14 protein-coding genes are annotated in these 17,113 nt (G+C 46.1%); 7 read left to right on the forward strand and 7 right to left on the reverse strand.

Going from position 1 to position 17,113, the window contains the following annotated elements:
* Positions 1–105: 105 nt before the first annotated feature.
* Together QUA33_RS16505 and QUA33_RS16510 are read left to right on the forward strand one after the other, a co-directional pair.
* Positions 106–1,932: an N-acetylmuramoyl-L-alanine amidase gene (locus QUA33_RS16505; protein WP_333149565.1), complete on the forward strand. Its 1,827-nt coding sequence runs from the start codon at positions 106–108 to the stop codon at positions 1,930–1,932.
* 80 nt (positions 1,933–2,012) lie between these two features.
* Positions 2,013–2,408: an SH3 domain-containing protein gene (locus tag QUA33_RS16510; protein WP_333149567.1), complete on the forward strand. Its 396-nt coding sequence runs from the start codon at positions 2,013–2,015 to the stop codon at positions 2,406–2,408.
* A 116-nt stretch (positions 2,409–2,524) separates the two neighbouring features.
* Here QUA33_RS16510 and QUA33_RS16515 read toward each other — a convergent pair whose 3' ends face one another.
* Both QUA33_RS16515 and QUA33_RS16520 read right to left on the reverse strand, forming a co-directional pair.
* Entirely contained in the window at positions 2,525–3,085 is a 561-nt protein-coding gene (locus QUA33_RS16515; RefSeq protein WP_333149569.1) for a Uma2 family endonuclease, read from the reverse strand.
* A gap of 79 nt (positions 3,086–3,164) precedes the next feature.
* A complete protein-coding gene (locus QUA33_RS16520) occupies positions 3,165–4,142 on the reverse strand; it encodes a hypothetical protein (protein WP_333149571.1) in 978 nt (325 codons plus the stop codon).
* A gap of 158 nt (positions 4,143–4,300) precedes the next feature.
* Between QUA33_RS16520 and QUA33_RS16525 the strand changes: the two genes are divergently transcribed.
* Positions 4,301–5,497, forward strand: a complete 1,197-nt coding sequence (locus QUA33_RS16525; protein WP_333149573.1) for a CapA family protein — start codon at positions 4,301–4,303, stop codon at positions 5,495–5,497.
* Between the two features lie 535 nt (positions 5,498–6,032).
* On the opposite strand, the gene QUA33_RS16530 is transcribed toward QUA33_RS16525, so the two are convergent.
* Positions 6,033–7,568: an NAD(P)/FAD-dependent oxidoreductase gene (locus QUA33_RS16530; RefSeq protein ID WP_333149574.1), complete on the reverse strand. Its 1,536-nt coding sequence runs from the start codon at positions 7,566–7,568 to the stop codon at positions 6,033–6,035.
* A 271-nt stretch (positions 7,569–7,839) separates the two neighbouring features.
* Positions 7,840–8,157: a precorrin-6A/cobalt-precorrin-6A reductase gene (locus tag QUA33_RS16535; protein ID WP_333149576.1), complete on the reverse strand. Its 318-nt coding sequence runs from the start codon at positions 8,155–8,157 to the stop codon at positions 7,840–7,842.
* A gap of 721 nt (positions 8,158–8,878) precedes the next feature.
* Here QUA33_RS16535 and QUA33_RS16540 point away from each other — a divergent pair.
* Together QUA33_RS16540 and QUA33_RS16545 are read left to right on the forward strand one after the other, a co-directional pair.
* The gene (locus QUA33_RS16540; protein ID WP_333149579.1) at positions 8,879–9,496 is read left to right on the forward strand and encodes a prepilin-type N-terminal cleavage/methylation domain-containing protein; all 618 of its coding nucleotides are present in this window, start codon (positions 8,879–8,881) and stop codon (positions 9,494–9,496) included.
* Positions 9,497–9,510: 14 nt separating this feature from the next.
* Positions 9,511–9,735 (forward strand): hypothetical protein, encoded by a 225-nt coding sequence (locus tag QUA33_RS16545; RefSeq protein WP_333096491.1) that lies wholly within the window; start codon positions 9,511–9,513, stop codon positions 9,733–9,735.
* Positions 9,736–9,796: 61 nt separating this feature from the next.
* Here QUA33_RS16545 and QUA33_RS16550 read toward each other — a convergent pair whose 3' ends face one another.
* Both QUA33_RS16550 and QUA33_RS16555 read right to left on the reverse strand, forming a co-directional pair.
* Positions 9,797–11,722: a penicillin-binding protein 2 gene (locus QUA33_RS16550; RefSeq protein WP_333149580.1), complete on the reverse strand. Its 1,926-nt coding sequence runs from the start codon at positions 11,720–11,722 to the stop codon at positions 9,797–9,799.
* Between the two features lie 283 nt (positions 11,723–12,005).
* Positions 12,006–12,581, reverse strand: coding sequence for a hypothetical protein (locus tag QUA33_RS16555; RefSeq protein ID WP_333149582.1), 576 nt, complete (start codon positions 12,579–12,581; stop codon positions 12,006–12,008).
* Between the two features lie 337 nt (positions 12,582–12,918).
* On the opposite strand from QUA33_RS16555, the gene QUA33_RS16560 reads away from it, so the two are divergent.
* Positions 12,919–13,128, forward strand: coding sequence for a serine protease (locus tag QUA33_RS16560; RefSeq protein WP_333149584.1), 210 nt, complete (start codon positions 12,919–12,921; stop codon positions 13,126–13,128).
* A 135-nt stretch (positions 13,129–13,263) separates the two neighbouring features.
* On the opposite strand, the gene QUA33_RS16565 is transcribed toward QUA33_RS16560, so the two are convergent.
* On the reverse strand, positions 13,264–13,530 hold the full coding sequence (locus QUA33_RS16565; protein ID WP_333149586.1) for a hypothetical protein: 267 nt from the start codon (positions 13,528–13,530) through the stop codon (positions 13,264–13,266).
* Positions 13,531–14,297: 767 nt separating this feature from the next.
* On the opposite strand from QUA33_RS16565, the gene glgB reads away from it, so the two are divergent.
* Positions 14,298–16,592, forward strand: a complete 2,295-nt coding sequence (gene glgB, locus QUA33_RS16570; RefSeq protein ID WP_333149587.1) for a 1,4-alpha-glucan branching enzyme — start codon at positions 14,298–14,300, stop codon at positions 16,590–16,592.
* The last annotated feature ends 521 nt before the right edge of the window (positions 16,593–17,113 follow it).

A 17,113-nucleotide genomic window follows, 5' to 3' on the forward strand; every position in this document is an offset into this window, starting at 1 on the left:
TTCTGTCTAGTAAATAAGACTTACGACTAATCCTCTGAAATCCTGTTTCGGAGGGCAAGTTCTAGTATAAATAATCAACAGACTCTCAATTAGTTGCAATATAGAATGAGAAAATTTTTAGCATTATGTGTGTTTGGGCTAATAATGGCGATCGCCTCTGTAGCTGTCGCGGCTCAACCTTTGTTTCTCGCTTATCCTCCCGCTAACCACAAAACTACAGCCGATCGCATTTTTTTAATCGGTACAGCGCCCGCACCGGGACAAGTGTTGGTAAATGGCAACCAAATTTCGCGCACCGCATCCGGGCATTTCGCCCCGACTTTTCCGCTGCAACTCGGCGAAAATATCTTTACCTTGCGTTACGAAAATCAGGAAGTCAAAATTAAGGTGACGCGCGAGTCGAATCAGCCGGAAGCCCCTGTAGGATTGGCTTTTGCTAAAGATTCCCTGACGCCGAAAGTCGATGTCGCGAGTTTGCCGGGGGAATATATTTGCTTTGGGGCGATCGCACCTGCGAATGCTCAAGTTTCAGTAAAATTGGCGGGCGTTACTATTCCTTTAAAAGCGCGATCGCAAGTCGAATTACCCGACAACGCATCTGTACTTTTAGACGCAAATTCCCCCATCAAAAAAGGTGGCAGCCAACAGTATCAAGGCTGTGCTAAAACTCCCCCCACCCCACCCTTGGCAACGGGGAGCAATGAGTCTAAATCTTCCCTACTAAAGGCTGAAAAAGTTGATTTAGGAGTGCCTGTATTTGAGCTAACAATGAACGATCAAACTATCAGCCAACAAGGTACTGGCAAGATTTCTATTCTGTCTCCGGCTGACTTAGAAATAGCCGAAGTAACAGCAGATCCTGGTGTTGCCCGAACCGGGGCGAGTACAGATTTTTCTCGGATGACACCGCTGCCGAAGGGAACGCGAGCAACAATTATCGGGCGCGAGGGAGAATGGATTCGACTCGATTACGGTGCTTGGATTAAAGCATCGGAAGTGCGAATTGTCCAGGATTCAGTGCCTCCGCGATCGATTATTCGCAGCGCCAGTTCGCGTCAAGTTTCCGGCTGGACAGAGGTGTTATTCCCCTTAGAAACACCTGTCCCAGTCACAGTGCAGGAAGCCGAACGCACCTTCACTTTAACCCTGTACAATACCACCGCTCAAACTGACATTATTCGTGTCACTGATGACCCGGTAATTTCACGTTTGGAATGGCAACAAATCTCGCCGCTGCAAGTACAATACACTTTTAATCTCAAATCTGCCCAGCAGTGGGGCTACAAGTTGAGATACGACGGCACAACTTTAGTGCTGTCTTTAAAACACCCGCCTGCGAATACAAGCATGATGCCCAATTCGCAAGCAAAACCATTATCGGGAATTAAAATTCTCATCGATCCGGGACACGGCGGGCCGGAGGATGGAGGTGCTGTCAGTCCAGTGGGAATTAGGGAAAAAACAGTAGCTTTAACAGTGTCGAAATTGGTGCAACAGGAATTGGTAAATCGGGGCGCGAATGTGGTAATGACGCGGGTAGAAGATGTCGATTTGGATTTGCCGCCGAGGGTGGAAAGGATTCAAAAAGAAGAACCTGCGATCGCAATTTCAATTCACTACAATGCTTTGCCGGATAACGGCGATGCCATTAAGACTAAAGGCGTCGCAGCTTTCTGGTTTCACCCGCAAGCGCACAGTTTGGCAATGTTTTTGCACAATTATTTAGTTGCCAAGTTGAACCGTCCGAGCTATGGTGTATTCTGGAACAACTTAGCCATGACCCGTCCTGCCGTTACTCCATCTGTTTTAATGGAATTGGGATTTCTGATCAATCCCGAAGAGTTTGAATGGATTGTGAATCCGACAGAACAGAAGAAGTTAGCTGAGGCGATCGCCCAAGGTGTTACCGAATGGTTTGCCTCGGTCAAATAATAGTTAGTAGTAAGGACTGAAGTCATTCTCAAAAAAATATAATCGGGACTTCAGTTCAGCCCATCCCAGGAAATGAAATAATGCTAATTTTTACTCAATCAAAAGCCTTTTTTATTGCAGCCGTCGTTGCAAGTTTTAGCTTCTCACTTTACAGCTTTCCTGTTTTCGGCAAGCAGCAAAGTCTTGCTCCCGCAAAAGCAGAAGCTTTAAAAAAGCAAACTCAATGCTCGTTTATTACAGGTGAAGGTGGCGCGGTTAATATTCGCAAAGGCCCAGGCACTAAGTACGCGGTTGTTGCTAAATTGAAAAGAGGAGACGGAGTTAGGGCTGTCAGCAGACAAGGTAATTGGGTGAAAATTGCGGCCAGATTTTCGGGTAATCCTCCTAATGAAACTTTGACAATCCTTGACGGTTGGGTAAGCAATCAATTTATTAATGGCTGTTCCGAAGACCAATTTGACAGGTGGCGGCAATAGGGAATTTGGTTTGTAGTAAGGATTTCAGTCCTTAGTTGAGATAAAAGCTAAAGTTTTCACTACAAACCACACCGGGAGATTTTTTAAAGTGGTACAAAAAAGACGATCGCCCTAATTCATTGTTGCATTCTCAACCAGCTAAACATCTGTTCAGCGGTGATATTCAGGGGAATCATTTCGGGCACAGGAAGGACATCGCTACCTTCGCAGAATTGCGGTTGTTGGTTGGGCAAAAACGCTAAAATCGATCTATCGTCTGGATCGATTAGCCACCCCAACTGACAATTATGTTGAAGACAGTGAATAATTTTTCTAGTTACGCGATTTGAGCTTTGTTGGGGCGACAGGATTTCGATCGCCCAATACGGTGCAATTAGCACATCATCCAATGGTTCACCGCTGTCATCAAATTGAATCTGTTCCCACAATAGTACCGCAATATCTGGAACAATCGATCTACCGCCAAACGTACACCGCAACTCTGGAAAAGCATAAGCTATCTTGGGTTCCTCTACTACTTCATTAATGACACTCAGGAATCGCCCCTGGAGACGAGAATGTTTAGTTTTCGGCATAGGTTTTTGGATAATCTCCCCCTCAATGTATTCGCTGGCAGGTTTGGTTTCTGGCAGCTTCATAAATTCTTCAAGGGTGAGGCGCCCAGTTGCGATTGTCATAAATAAATTCCTCGATTCTACCTATCTTCATTGTAAGCAAAAAAAATATTTATCTTGCATTAAAATGGTGCTATATCGCCTAATTTTTCGGAGCAATCTGCTGTTTAAATTCAAACAAATTAGGATTTTTGGGGTCATAAAAAGCCCGCAACCAATGCACGTTGGGAGAACCAAAAGTTTCAACTCTAGTAAAATTTTTCATTCTCGGTAGTTGAGTCTCATCGGTAAAATAGGGTAAAGGTTTATCGATGCGGAAATAGTGAGTATCGCCGTGAACGAATACAACCTGTCCTGGGAAATTGCCTGTTTCTGTTTCCAGAGTTGTGATAAAATCGTTGTAGCCGCTTCTTCTTTTGTCCGTCGGCTCGAATTCAAATCCCGGATTTGCCTGTGCAACTAACACAATTCCTTTGCTATTGCTGCGTTTGGCTAAAGCAAAACATTCTTCGATCCAGGCTAAGTTAGCCCAATTGCGATCGGCATATTCTGCATCTGCTTCGGGAGTGCGGCCCAAATTGTTGTTGCTTCCCGGCATATTAATCACTAAAAACACCACTCCATGATAAATCCAGCGAACATTTTCGCGGAATTTAGCAAACTGCGGGTTTTCGCTTTGACGGGTGAGAGTTAAGGTGCGCTTTCCCAAACTTTGATTACTGTTGCTAAATATTTCCCGCAGTTTAGCGAGTCTTTCTACTGGATCGTAACTGCCGTTTTTTGAACGGTGGCAATCCGTCCATTCATTATCGCCATAGGCAAGAATAAACGGCATCTCAAAATTGTCAAATAACTGCTTTCGGCTGACAAAAGTTGCATCATCGCAGACACTAGAACCGTTTTTAATGTCGCCGTCGTGGACGACAAACGCTGCGGGCGATCGATTGATATCTGCAATTAAACTCGGAAATTTTGCTTCTTGTTCGGCACTGTAGGGTAAATCGCCAATCAAGGCAAATTCAAAAGGTCTATCTCCAGAAGTTTGAGCGTAAGTTAAAACCCCAAAACCCGTAATTGCTACAAAAACAATCAAGGCAATAATTAGATATTTATTAGTCATTTATTTAGTTCCAACTAATTTAGTTATCAGGACTTACGTAGAACCATAAAAAATAGATGCTGCGATTGCTTCACTACCGTTCGCAATGACAGACTTATGTTATTTGCTTAAGTCCTGGTCATGATACCATATAAGCCGACAAATCACTCTCAGAAATCATGAATTTTCGTCGGTTGCTCTCGCTAATTGCCCTGCTTTCGATCGCAGGCTGCAATATCCAAACGCCACAAACCAACACACAGCCTACAGAAAGTCGATCGCCAATCGCAACCCCTGTTCCCCCCAAACCAAAGTCTGAGATTAAAGAAGCAACACTAATTGCTGTGGGCGACATCATGATGCACAGTACCCAAACGCGATCGGGCTACGACGCAAAAAAGAAAACATACAATTTTGAGACTTTCTTCGCACCAGTTAAAAGTATCCTATCAACAGGCGATTGGGTCATCGGAAATCTCGAAACACCTTTAGCGGGCGAAGATGCGGGCGGATATACGGGATATCCGCTATTTAACGCACCGGCTCAATTAGCAGATGCTGCTAAAAAAGCCGGATTCAATATCTTGACAACCGCGAACAATCATGCTTTAGACCGTGGAGAAAAAGGGGTAATTAGGACGATCGCAAATCTGAGCGATCGTAAAATTGCCTCAACAGGAACAGCCACATCTACCGCCGAGGCTTCACGCACTTTAATCAGCACCAAAAACAACATTTCACTAGCCATCCTAGCCTACACCTACGGCACAAACGGCATTCCCATACCCAAAGGCAAAGATTACTTAGTTTCCCTAATCGACCAAAAAAAGATAGTCGAAGACATTGCTAAAGCCCGAAAACAAGGAGCAGATATTATCGCAATTTCCCTGCATTTTGGCGATGAATATCAGCGACAGCCAAATACTCGGCAAAAACAATTAGTGGAAAACCTATTAAAAGCTGGTGCAGACATCATTCTCGGCAGCCATCCCCACGTCGTCCAACCTTACAAAATTTTTAACTTTCCCGGAAAAAATGGCAAAACCCGCAAAGCTGTAGCAATTTATTCAATGGGAAACTTTATTTCCGGTCAGAATAAAAAATATACCGATTTAGGCGTAATTTTGCAAGTAAATATTCGCAAAACTTTTCCCGAAAAAAGCACAGAAATTACCAGCATTCAAACCATTCCAACTTGGGTTCACCGCTATACTCAAAACAATAAAACGAACTATCGCGTTTTGCCCTTAAAAACAACTGTCAGTCAGAAAAAAGATGCACTGCTAGCAACTTCACAGTATCCTGTTTTATCAAAATATTTGCAGGATATGAACAATCATCTTAACTCTTTGAATAGTCCGAAAAAATCCAAATAATTTGGCAGTGAAAATTGGGAATGGGGCATGAGTTATTGGAATTGGAAGCCTAGCAGAGGGATTTGTATTCCCAGGCAGTGCCCATTGCTAAGATAACAACTTAAGCTAGGGAACCATTTGTCCATCAGTAATACCAATTCACTCTGAAGCTGCATTTAATATAACGCTAAGGATATAGTTCCAACCAGGAAGACATCAGCCTCATTTAGTGTATCTTCATAGTGAATTGGTATAATTATGCCCAGCTTTTACTCAGATTTTGGGTATAAAACTTAGATTTAGGCGATCGAACAATCATGCCTAATCTTCAGCCAATAAATTTACCCACGCTTGGATATCCTTTGCAATCAGTGCGAAATTGGCAGCAGAATAGCGCGTCGTATCAACTCCCTCCGCTAGCATCGGCCTTGTAAAATCGAATCAACAGTCAATACTCAACTATCATTTAGTTTTTCGACTGACAGTTAACCGTCAACAATAATTTCCGTTGCACCGGAATTGAGATCGATTGACTCCTGATAAGCTTTGGAAGCAATCATGTATCCAAAGGAAGAGGATGTAATGGAGTAGAGCGAGTTTTCTTTTTGTGATTATATTCTTCCGACACCCCAACATAATCTGAGGGTTGATATCTGCCAAATATCTCAGCGAAAATATTAGGCAGTTTTCGATAAGGAGAAACACCCATATCTTTAAGCATGATGTCAATATATTGTTGAAAGCGAGTATTGATCGCACAGGATCGCGAAGGTTCAAATTGAATATTTGCGCGTTTCCACTCGCGGATATATTCAATACTTTTTTCCATATTTTCGCAGGAAGGTAACTCAAGTTCACCACGCAAGTAAGCACATAGCCATTGTGTGGCAATTTCGACTGCTGGCACGTGCATATATCCATGATTGAACCCGGCAAAGGCAATGCCAGGAATGCGAGGATGAAGCAAGTGACGATATAACTGCACGCCATCGGATTCGCTTTCCAACATTTTTCTATATTTATTAGGCAAAAATGGAAAAACCGGCGTTTGCGAACCCAAAGATAGAACGACTAAATCGCATGGAATCTCGCAACCATTTTTCAACTTTACTGATTCTCGCGAAAAACCCGATAATTCTGTACGGTGGGGCGAGATTTTTCCTTCTGCAATAAACGGATAGTAATTTTCAGGCGCAACCGCTGTGGCTGAACGTAAATCAGGCAATAATTTGTGATCTGGTTGTACAGCTTTGATGCGGCGCTGGGCCTCTCGATCTTTTCCAGAAACATTTCGCTGAACTTGAAAGCGGAAGATGGATGCAATCAAATCCCAAAAAGCTGAAACAATGAAACCAAGGCGATTGTGCAGGAAACGTTCAATGGCGGTTGGATGTGCCCAACTTGTCATCATCACTGTTCCAAAACGGCTGAATAATGCGTAGGTAAAATGTACGCCCAAAATTCGTTCTGGCACAAGCCAGCGCGGTGTACGAAATACATGATTTACTTGTGCGCCTTGTTTGGCTGCGAAAGTCGCCATGTCTAAAGCGCTTTTTCCGAAGCCAACGATTACAACTCGTTGATTGTCGAATATATCAAGCGTGTGGACATCTCGTTCAGTGATGATTTTTCCGCCGAAATCTTCTATACCTGGAAATTCAGGTTGATACTTTCCTTCTGTATATTGCCCAACTGAGATAACGACGTATCCAAATAATTCTTCGTGAACGCCATCCTGGTTTTTATATTTTAATAGCCAGCCATCTTCTGTTTCTTTGAGTTCCATAACTTCATGATTTAACCGCACATCAAGATTTAAATGGTTGACCGCTTGCTCCAAATAATTCATGATTTGTTCTCCGGTGGGATGTAAATCCGGGGTGAATGGCCAGGGAAAATCAGATAAATGATACTGTTCCCTGATATTTTGCAGGTGTACGTTTGGGTATGCAAGTGCCCATACTCCGCCAATCTTTTCGGATTTCTCGAAAACAACTGCTGCGAAACCATTTTTCTTGAGAATATGGGCTGTCGTAATGCCTGATATTCCCGCGCCAATAATGGCAATTGGCATACCGTTTTTGTATTGCATATATTTGAGTCTCCTTATTTAGTATGGGTATTAGAATAATTTTACTGAGGCAGTGACCAGCAACCGGAAAGCCTTGCATTGAAAAAAGTTTTAATTGATCGCTCTCAAAAAGATAGAGGCGCTGTCACCCCGTCAAATTAGCGATCTTAAACCTAACTGCTGATAGTAGTCTAAGTGGTTATAGACTAAGGGGGAGAGCAATTCTTACAGTCTGGCTGCTACAGCCTCAGTGGAGGCGAGCTGGCACATTCCGATCACCCCAAGGATTTAACTAATAACTAATAACTAATAACTGCTTAATTAACCAAGCGATCGTCCCTTCCACATCAGCACCCTGCTCAGCATAGGGAATCTGCAGCCGCTGCACTATCACAACCGGAATTTCCAGTTCCCTAGCAGTAGCAATTTTAGCATAATTAGCACCGCCGTCGCTTTTTTTTATAAAAATTGAATCCATTTGATATTTTAATAGTAATTGTCGCTGGTCTTCCAATAAAAAACGCCCCCTTGCTAATAACAATTTACCGTTAGGTACAGTCATATTTAGTGCCGGAGGAGCGATCGCCCGCATCAAAAACCACACAGTCACTGATGTAGCGTGCGTCAGGGAAAACGATATGACCCGAAATCAGGGCGCGGCACTGCCGTTTCCCTACAAATTGGGCGATCGTTACATCCGATCCGGTTGATTTTACCCGTTACCCTAAATTAGGAAACCCCTGTGCCGTTTCCCTACTATTAACCGGCCCGGGCGATCGTTACATCCGATCGCGCGATCGCCCATAACTCCGCAAGATTCTGATGGAGTTCTTCTGTATAATTCTCACAGTGAAAACCAACTCTTCTTGACGCTAAAACACTCAGTCGAAACTAAATTTGTCCCTCAAATTGAGTATAAGTTTCCACCTTGACTCCAGGCAAGTCTAATAGATAGTTTAAATGAAAATTAATCGCTCTACCTGTATTGATTTCTATATTTTACGCCATAAACTCAGGAGAGCCTTTCCTTCTGCCTCCTGTCTTATGCCTCCTGCCTCAAAACTCCAACTTCTAGCTTGGCTGCTTTCATTGAGATGCTCTCTACATACCTTCGCGCTCTGGTGCGATCGGGCGATCGGCAAAACTGCTGTAGGGAAATCGCACTACCGTTTCCTGACTACCGTGTCCTCACCCGCTTTTTTAAATGTGCATAAATTTTCAGTAAATACCGATCTATACACTCCCCAAACCAAAAGTTAAAATATAGCCAATAAAAAATAGCTCCTCCTAGCTGTTTTTTTGGCCAGCTAAATATCAGGGAGTGCATCTACGTGTCAATAAATAAAACGCTCAAAGGCAGAGCCACTACACCTGCCGCAGGTTTTACAATGATAGAGCTATTGATAATTATTTTAATCATAGGAATATTTAGTGCGATCGTCGCCCCCTCTTGGCTAATGTTCATCAACAACCACCGTTTAAAGGCATCGCTCGATCGAGCTTACTGGGCAATGGAACTTGCCCACAGCAACGCCAAACGATCCAAAGTTTCATGGCAAGCCAGCTTCAAAGAAGTAGGAGAAAATGTACAAATAGCCGTTCACCCAGCCGACATTTCCCCAGCTCAAGTACCGGCCAGTCAATGGATAAACCTAGAACCGCAAATTAAAATAGATACAGATGAAACAACAGTGCTCCAAGTAAATGAAAACAACGAGCAAAAAACCAATGGCACAATCCGGCGAGTCATGTTCAACCATCGAGGTTGCCCCGTATCTCGAAGCGACCATGACTGCACCCTAACGAGTATAAGAGCCAAAGGAACCCTAACGCTATATCATCCCAACTTAAGAAACAGCCAACGCTGCATCATCATTTCCACTCTCCTAGGACATAAACGCATCTCCCAAAGACAACCCAAAGCTCAAGACAAAAGATATTGTTACTGAGTCACTGAGGTAGCGTGCGTCCGGGAAAACCATATTACCGGAAATCAGGACACGGAAGTGATGTTTCCCTACAAATTGGGCGATTGTTACATCCGATCGCCCGATCGCCCGGAACCCGGCAAGCTACGATTATTTTGGAGCATTGCCGCGTCCTTCATATCCCTGTTGTCGATCGTTATATCCGATCGCGCATTCAACTATTTTGGGGCAGGAAAACGGCATTGCCGTCTCCTCAATAGCCTTGTTGTCGAGCGTTATATTCGATGTCAATTCCTGACGCCGCATCTCAGATATAATCAACTACTTCTTACTCGGCGCAATCTTCTCAATAGAAATCAGCGCCTCCATCACCGACTCCACAATCGGCGCCGCCACCGTACCCCCCGAACCGTCCTTCGGCTCATCAATCACCGCCAAAACCACATACCGAGGTGCCTCCACAGGCATGATCCCCACAAAGCTAGTAATAATAGCCTTGTCAGAATAACCCCCACCAGCCTTAGCTTTTTGAGCCGTACCCGTTTTTCCAGCAATCCGATACCCAGGAATTTGTGCAGCTTTCCCCGTACCACCATCAACCACAGTTTCCATCATTTCTAACACCTGCTTAGTAGTTTCCGGCGAAAAAACTTGCTTCGGAACCGGCCTCGGAAGCTTCCAATAAGCTTCACCGTCCCTATCAAAAAGTCCCCGCACAACGTGAGGAGTCACCAACTTGCCACCGTTAGCCAAAGCGCCGTTAAGCTGCACCAACTGCATCGGAGTAATCGAAAAACCTTGCCCAAAAGCCGTAGTAGCAACTTCCACCGGAGAGTTAATAAATTGCTCTCGATTTTTAAGCTGACTGGTTACTTCAAAAGGCAAATCACTCCCTGCCGTTTGTCCGAGTCCGAGTTTTTCTAAAGCTTGATAGTAAAGAGAAGCTTTCATACTTCTCATTACGTGCACCATCCCCACATTGCTAGAATGTTTCAAAATCTCAGTAACAGTCGAAGGACCGCGAGCGCCTACGAATTTGTAATCGGAATTTTGGATAGTCCAGCCATCCATGTAAATCCTGCCTTCATCCTTAAAGACAGTATTAGGTTTCACCGCACCAGCTTCCAGAGCAATCGCCACATTAATCGCTTTAAAAGTCGAACCAGGCTCATAAACATCAGTTACAGCCCAATTTTTATAGCGCGACAAATCGAAATTAAAATATTGATTCGGGTCATAAGAAGGTTCCGCTACAACTGACAGCAATTCCCCGTTACTGGCATCCATCACAATCACCGTGCCCCGCTTCGCATCGTGTTGCTTCATTTTTTCCTTAAGCGCAATTCGTGCAGCCCGCTGCAAGCGAGTGTCGATCGTCAATTGCAATTTCAAGTCATCAAGCTGCACAAATCCCGCCGTCAGCCGATCGGGCACCCAATTCCCATTGCTCGACCTGCTAAACTGAATCGACGGCATCGATCGTTCCAACAAATTCTGCTGGCTGTATTCCACCCCGGCTTGTCCCTTCCGTTCCCCGTCCACATAACCGAGGATATCCGCCGCCAACTCCTGCTGCGGGTAAAAACGCTGCTGCTGCCGCAGCAACTCCAAGCCATCGACCAGACTCTCTTTAATTTGCATCTGAGCGACACGATCGGCAACCTCTTGAGGCAGAGACTCCGCAATTGTAATACCGCTTTCAGCAAGATTAAACCTGCGTATCAGTTCAGTTTCCGAGGTAGTTCCCGGACTCAGTTCGATCGCCAGCATCGGAGCCAATTTAGCAGCTATTTCCGCCTTCGAGTGGTTAAACAACTTCGGGTGAGCGTAGAGCGTGTACACCTGTCTGTCGATCGCCAAAACATTCCCCGCGCGGTCAACTATCGGGCGTCTCGGTACAAACGGCTTCGTTTTGAGAGTTTGCTGCTGCTCGGCCTGTTTACGCAGCGCCGGAGCTCGCGTCACCTGCAAATAAAACAAATTCACAGCCAGCCCCAGCCCCCCCAGAATCAACACCGCCCACACCGCCCACAAACGGAATTTGCTGCGCTTTAAACGCTCCACCGGCCGCCCCCAAGATGCAGCCGTCTGTTGTGCCGATCGGCCGAAACTGCCCGAAGATCTAGGTTTTGCTGGTTTTTGCCACCCAGTACGCGCCGCGAAGCTATCCCGTAGGGAATCGCCCGCCTGTTTTGTGCGTTTGAAATTCGGCGATCTGTAGCGGTCAAAACGGGGGTCGTAGCTCATGGCATTAAAAATTCAATAGCAAGTTAGAGCGTTTTAGAATTTATAATTTATAACTTAAATCTTAAAAGATAAAATTTACAACTTGGGAATGAGCAGGGTTGGGCTCACACCTACAGTTGGATTCTGTTTTTTTAAGGGGTCTTATTATTTTTAATCTGTAACTTCCGGTTGAAAGCAGAAAATCGATCGCGACTTGCAAAAAAGTCAAAAGGGAAATTAGATCCTCGAATTTTCAGGCCCTCGGACACTCAGGTCCTCGGGCGCTCTACGCTTTGACACAGGTTTAATAGCCCAGCGGTGTTTCCACACCGGATCGATTCTTGAGAGCGGGCTCAGAATTTGGTGTCGCAAGGGGCGATCGGGTTTCAGGGGCCGGCTGCAAGAAAATCGTGTCCCCAGGATTCTGCGGAGCCAAACCGGTTTCGGGATTTTGGGCTTCTTTAGCAAGTTGGTGTTTCAAGACTTCGCTAGAAGCACTCAATTGCTGTTCCCGGAGGCGCAGAGTTTCCAGCTTTTGATACTCCTGGCTCCAGCGCTGCTCGCCGTAAACTGTCAAGCCGTAGAGACTCAGAGCACCGCCCAAAAGCATAAGTGCTGCCACTGAGGAGGCGCGCTGTGCCTGCAGGAGCGATCGCAACCACACTGGCTGCTGCTGGCGATCGGGCAGGACTTTAATCACCGATGCCGAGGACCGAGCCTGAGTCTGTTCGTCGGCTGGCGAGTAGTTGGGCAATACCGGTCCTGTCTTCGCCCGCCTAGCCCGGGCAATAGAAGTAACTTTGCTTTTGGCTGGACCAGCAGCGGGCTTGCGGGTCGATCGGGAGCGGGGAGAATCCGGGGATCTGATAGCAGCGGTCATAGAGTTCACCAATACGTAAAGTGGGGTAGCTTCAGCTTGATTGAGGTTAAGAGTTTTTTGTCTCCCAGATCGCCAGTGGTGGCCATCTGCGTTCGATCGGTTATCCTTACCAAAGATACCTCACAAGCCAACCAACCCATCCTACCACCGGTCTCTTTGACTTCAGGATTTGCCAAAAAAAAGAAATCTTTGCTGGTTAGCGATAATCTATGTGAAATTTATGAATAAATGCAGTATTGTAATCAACGAGCGAATCGTTGAGCTATTCGTGCCAGCATTGTTTCTCAAGTAAACTATTCCCTTCCTTGCGATGGGTTTTCAATGTTAAGGAGTTTTTATGAACAAGGGATTAATTCGTTTGACTTTGGTAGTGGGCTTGGCAGTAGCCCTCGGCGCCTGCGGCGGTGAGACCACCAGCCCCACTACCCCTACTCCGGGCAGCACTACTACTACTCCTCCTGCTGCTTCTCCAGCAGTTAAGGAAACTCCGAAGGCTACTCCAGGGGCTGGTGCCACTACTACCCCTGCTCCTAAAAAGACTCCCTAACTAGGGCGATCCGATAGTGTTTGCCCAACGAGCCTAGCCTCCAGGTGAAAAATCGTTCGCTCCTCGCATTTTTTCATCTCCTCGGTCTAGGTCTCTATTTGGGTGTTAGTTGTGGTCTGATGCTTTTACTAAAGTTCAGTACATCGCCTTAGTGCCGTAAAGTCCGCTGATTCGCTGGGTTACAATGGCATTCCCTTTCAAGTTGAAAATTTGACAGGAGGTTTGAGAACAGTGCCAGTGCTGATGGCTCAAATCAAAGGTCAACCGCAGGCGATCGCAGACTCGACGCAAATTTGTTTGGCACTCGATCGAGTCTCGCTTTCCTTCCCCGCCGCTGTTCCCACAGACGAGAAAAAAGCAAGCTGAGGCTTGGATGCTGTAAGACTGGCTCGAAGACAGCATCGGCATGGCTACTCGATTTGTTGATTACGAGTTTCGCCCCGGTGCGGGCAAGCAAATCGACCCGTTTGTTTTGAGCCAGTTTAGTGATTCAATTGGCGCAGCTTCAGTTCGGTATTAACCCTGCCTCAGCAAAACTCGCTCCTGTTGCGCCTCAGTGCTGCTTTAAACCTATTGCACCGTCGCTGGTAGGATGGTCTAGTTTGGTAGGCGATGCCTTAAGCATCGCAGATATTCCTTGCTGCTGTCGCCATGCTGAGTCCTTTAGCTTTGATTCTTCAATATCGAGTTAAGCATCCTTTGCTGTTTGAGCGTATTGCCCAAAGTCATGGGCTTTGTGGGCAAACCCAGCCTCCGGGAGGTGAAAGTCTACCGATCGGGGGATCGTCCCTGTATAAAGATTCCAGGTAAACTATTAACTCCTGCCCAACACTTAGAGGGTTGACCATCCTGCAGTGGCAAATCGACAATAGTTGGAAAAAATTTAGTATCACATATTAAGTAAAAAGTCAATCGTAGTTGGGAAAAAATATAAATTTTTCAATTTGTTTTAATATTTCTATACTTAGATGTTAGCAGTCAAACTCCAGCTCCGCCGCCGGCAAGGCAACAGCCTGCTGTGCGTGCAAGGGCGCGCGCTGGATCTGCAGCAGGCAAGATCGTGCTAATCAGTGGTAGGATCAGCGATCAAAAATGTATCGAAATGTAAAGTGCAGCGCCGCTCTAGGTTTTGAAAGCCATTTAGTTAAAAGATTGAGGTAAGTAGTTTTATGCCCGCGACCGTCCCCTTTGAACAGATTGACCGCATTGTTTGGAATCAGCACCACGATCCATTTGAAGTGCTAGGCCCTCACGCGATCGAAGAAAATGGCAAAAAAGTCTGGGTCGTCCGAGCTTATCTGCCGAATGCGGATGCAGTATCCGTAGTTGTGCCGGAGGCCCGGGCCGAATACCCGATGAAATCAGAGCATCACCCTCACTTTTTTGAATGTACGATCGACACCCCAGAACTAGCAAACTATCAATTGCGGGTCAAAGAAGGGGAACACGAGCGCTTCATCTACGATCCCTACGCCTTTCGATCGCCCAAACTCACAGAATTCGACCAGCATCTATTCTCAGAAGGCAATCACCACCGCATTTATGAAAAACTCGGGGCGCACCTCACCGAGGTAGGTGGCATCACAGGAGTATATTTTGCCGTTTGGGCTCCGAATGCTCGCAATGTCTCTGTTTTAGGAGATTTCAACTATTGGGACGGCCGCAAACATCAAATGCGGAAATCGCAAAATGGCATCTGGGAATTATTTATTCCGGGACTGTCCGTGGGAACTTCCTACAAATACGAAGTGAAAAACCAAGACGGACATCCCTACGAAAAGTCCGATCCTTACGGTTTCCAGCAAGAAGTGCGGCCTAAAACAGCATCAATTGTCACCGACTTAGACACCTACACTTGGCACGACAGCGCTTGGATCGAAAAGCGGCGGCACACAGACCCACTGACGCAGCCGATTTCGGTTTACGAATGCCACATCGGTTCTTGGCTGCACGCCGCTACTGACGAACCCGCCGTGCTGCCAAATGGGGAAATAGAACCCCCCGTGCAGGTTTCGGAACTCAATCCAGGGGCCCGCTTTCTGACTTACCGGGAATTAGCCGATCGGCTGATACCCTACGTCAAAGATTTGGGATTCACTCACATCGAAATGCTGCCCATCGCCGAACATCCTTTCGACGGTTCTTGGGGCTATCAAGTCACCGGCTATTTTGCCCCAACTTCCCGCTACGGCAAACCTGAAGATTTCATGTATTTTGTTGACCAGTGCCACGCCAACGGCATTGGCGTACTGGTGGACTGGGTACCGGGACATTTCCCCAAAGACGGTCACGGCTTGGCTTTCTTTGACGGAACTCATTTGTACGAACACGCCGACTCCCGCAAGGGCGAACACAAAGAGTGGGGAACCCTAGTATTCAACTACGGCCGCAACGAAGTGCGGAATTTCCTAGTATCAAACGCTCTGTTCTGGTTTGACAAGTACCACATCGACGGGATTCGCGTAGATGCCGTAGCCTCGATGCTTTATTTGGATTACTGCCGCGAACCCGGAGAATGGCTGACCAACCAGTACGGGGGCCGGGAAAATATCGAGGCGGCAGATTTTCTGCGACAGGCGAATCACGTCATTTTTAGCTATTTCCCAGGGGCGCTGTCGATCGCCGAAGAATCTACCTCTTGGCCGATGGTATCTTGGCCGACCTATGTAGGGGGTTTGGGTTTCAACCTGAAGTGGAACATGGGTTGGATGCACGATATGCTCGACTATTACCACATGGACCCGTGGTTCCGCCAGTTCCACCAGAACAACATAACTTTCAGTATGTGGTACAACCACAGCGAGAATTTCATGCTGGCTTTGTCCCACGATGAGGTAGTCCACGGCAAAGCCCACATCATCGGGAAAATGCCAGGGGACGAATGGCAAAAGTTTGCAAACGTGCGGTGTTTGTTTACTTTTATGTTTGCTCATCCCGGAAAGAAAACGATCTTTATGGGGATGGAGTTCGGTCAGTGGCAAGAGTGGAACGTTTGGGGGGATTTGGAGTGGCGTTTGCTGCAATTCGAGCCGCACCAAAAGTTGAAGCTATTTTTTAAGGATTTGAACAATCTGTACCGCAGCGAAACGGCACTTTACAGTCAAGATTTTGCTGAGGATGGGTTTGAGTGGATTGATTGCAGCGACAACCGACACAGCGTCGTGGCTTTTGTGCGCCGAGAGAAGGATGGCGACGAGTTTGTGGTGACGGTGTGCAATTTTACGCCCCAGCCGCACTCTCACTATCGCGTAGGAGTGCCGGAACCAGGTTTCTATACGGAGTTGTTTAACAGCGACGCGCGGGAATACGGCGGCAGCAATATGGGGAATTTGGGCGGTAAGTGGACTGAGGAGTGGTGGTTCCACAACAGTGCTTATTCGATCGACTTGTGTTTGCCACCTTTGGGGGTGTTGATTTTAAAACTCGATCGAGCAAAAACAACAGCCAAATCTCAAGAGTTTTAAGTTGTGAGTCGTCATAGTTTTGAGTTAAGAAGAATCAAAACTTTATTAAACCTAAAAGTTTGAGGGTATTCAGCAATCCGGTTTCTCCAAGAAATCGGTTTTTTTTTGTTTTGTTGTGATGAATATCTGGACAGGGTAACAAAACCGTCACAAGACCTACTGATGGCGGAGCGTTGCATAATAGCGGGAGGATGTTGCTTTTTTTTGTAGGTGTGCCAATGCTCCCGAAGGCGTGTAGTTTCACAGCAGGCGGGACGCTTCACCCATACTCCCCCTAAGAATTATCCTCCAATTGTGCCAAGCCGAATCAATGATAATTAGGCGCTATAAACTACCATTTTTTCAGCTTTGTATCAGGGCTATATTCTTGATTACTTCTATGTTCTGACGGGGTTGTCATCCAGTGAATTGCGTAAATCATCTTCTTGTTTAAGTTGTATTAATTCTGAGGGGGTGACAAAGAGGTTTAGGAGATAGACCGAATAAGGTTTGCAGCCCGCATACCTTGTTGATAAAAGCGA

Origin of the sequence: Microcoleus sp. Pol14D4 (assembly GCF_036701245.1) — a bacterium.
GTDB lineage: Bacteria > Cyanobacteriota > Cyanobacteriia > Cyanobacteriales > Microcoleaceae > Microcoleus.

Coding starts and splice junctions, on each gene's coding strand:
- QUA33_RS16505 (WP_333149565.1), top strand. CDS start 106: ATGAGAAAATTTTTAGCATTATGTGTGTTTGGGCTAATAATGGCGATC.
- QUA33_RS16510 (WP_333149567.1), top strand. CDS start 2,013: ATGCTAATTTTTACTCAATCAAAAGCCTTTTTTATTGCAGCCGTCGTT.
- QUA33_RS16515 (WP_333149569.1), bottom strand. CDS start 3,085: ATGACAATCGCAACTGGGCGCCTCACCCTTGAAGAATTTATGAAGCTG.
- QUA33_RS16520 (WP_333149571.1), bottom strand. CDS start 4,142: ATGACTAATAAATATCTAATTATTGCCTTGATTGTTTTTGTAGCAATT.
- QUA33_RS16525 (WP_333149573.1), top strand. CDS start 4,301: ATGAATTTTCGTCGGTTGCTCTCGCTAATTGCCCTGCTTTCGATCGCA.
- QUA33_RS16530 (WP_333149574.1), bottom strand. CDS start 7,568: ATGCAATACAAAAACGGTATGCCAATTGCCATTATTGGCGCGGGAATA.
- QUA33_RS16550 (WP_333149580.1), bottom strand. CDS start 11,722: ATGAGCTACGACCCCCGTTTTGACCGCTACAGATCGCCGAATTTCAAA.
- QUA33_RS16555 (WP_333149582.1), bottom strand. CDS start 12,581: ATGACCGCTGCTATCAGATCCCCGGATTCTCCCCGCTCCCGATCGACC.
- QUA33_RS16560 (WP_333149584.1), top strand. CDS start 12,919: ATGAACAAGGGATTAATTCGTTTGACTTTGGTAGTGGGCTTGGCAGTA.
- QUA33_RS16565 (WP_333149586.1), bottom strand. CDS start 13,530: ATGCTGTCTTCGAGCCAGTCTTACAGCATCCAAGCCTCAGCTTGCTTT.
- glgB (WP_333149587.1), top strand. CDS start 14,298: ATGCCCGCGACCGTCCCCTTTGAACAGATTGACCGCATTGTTTGGAAT.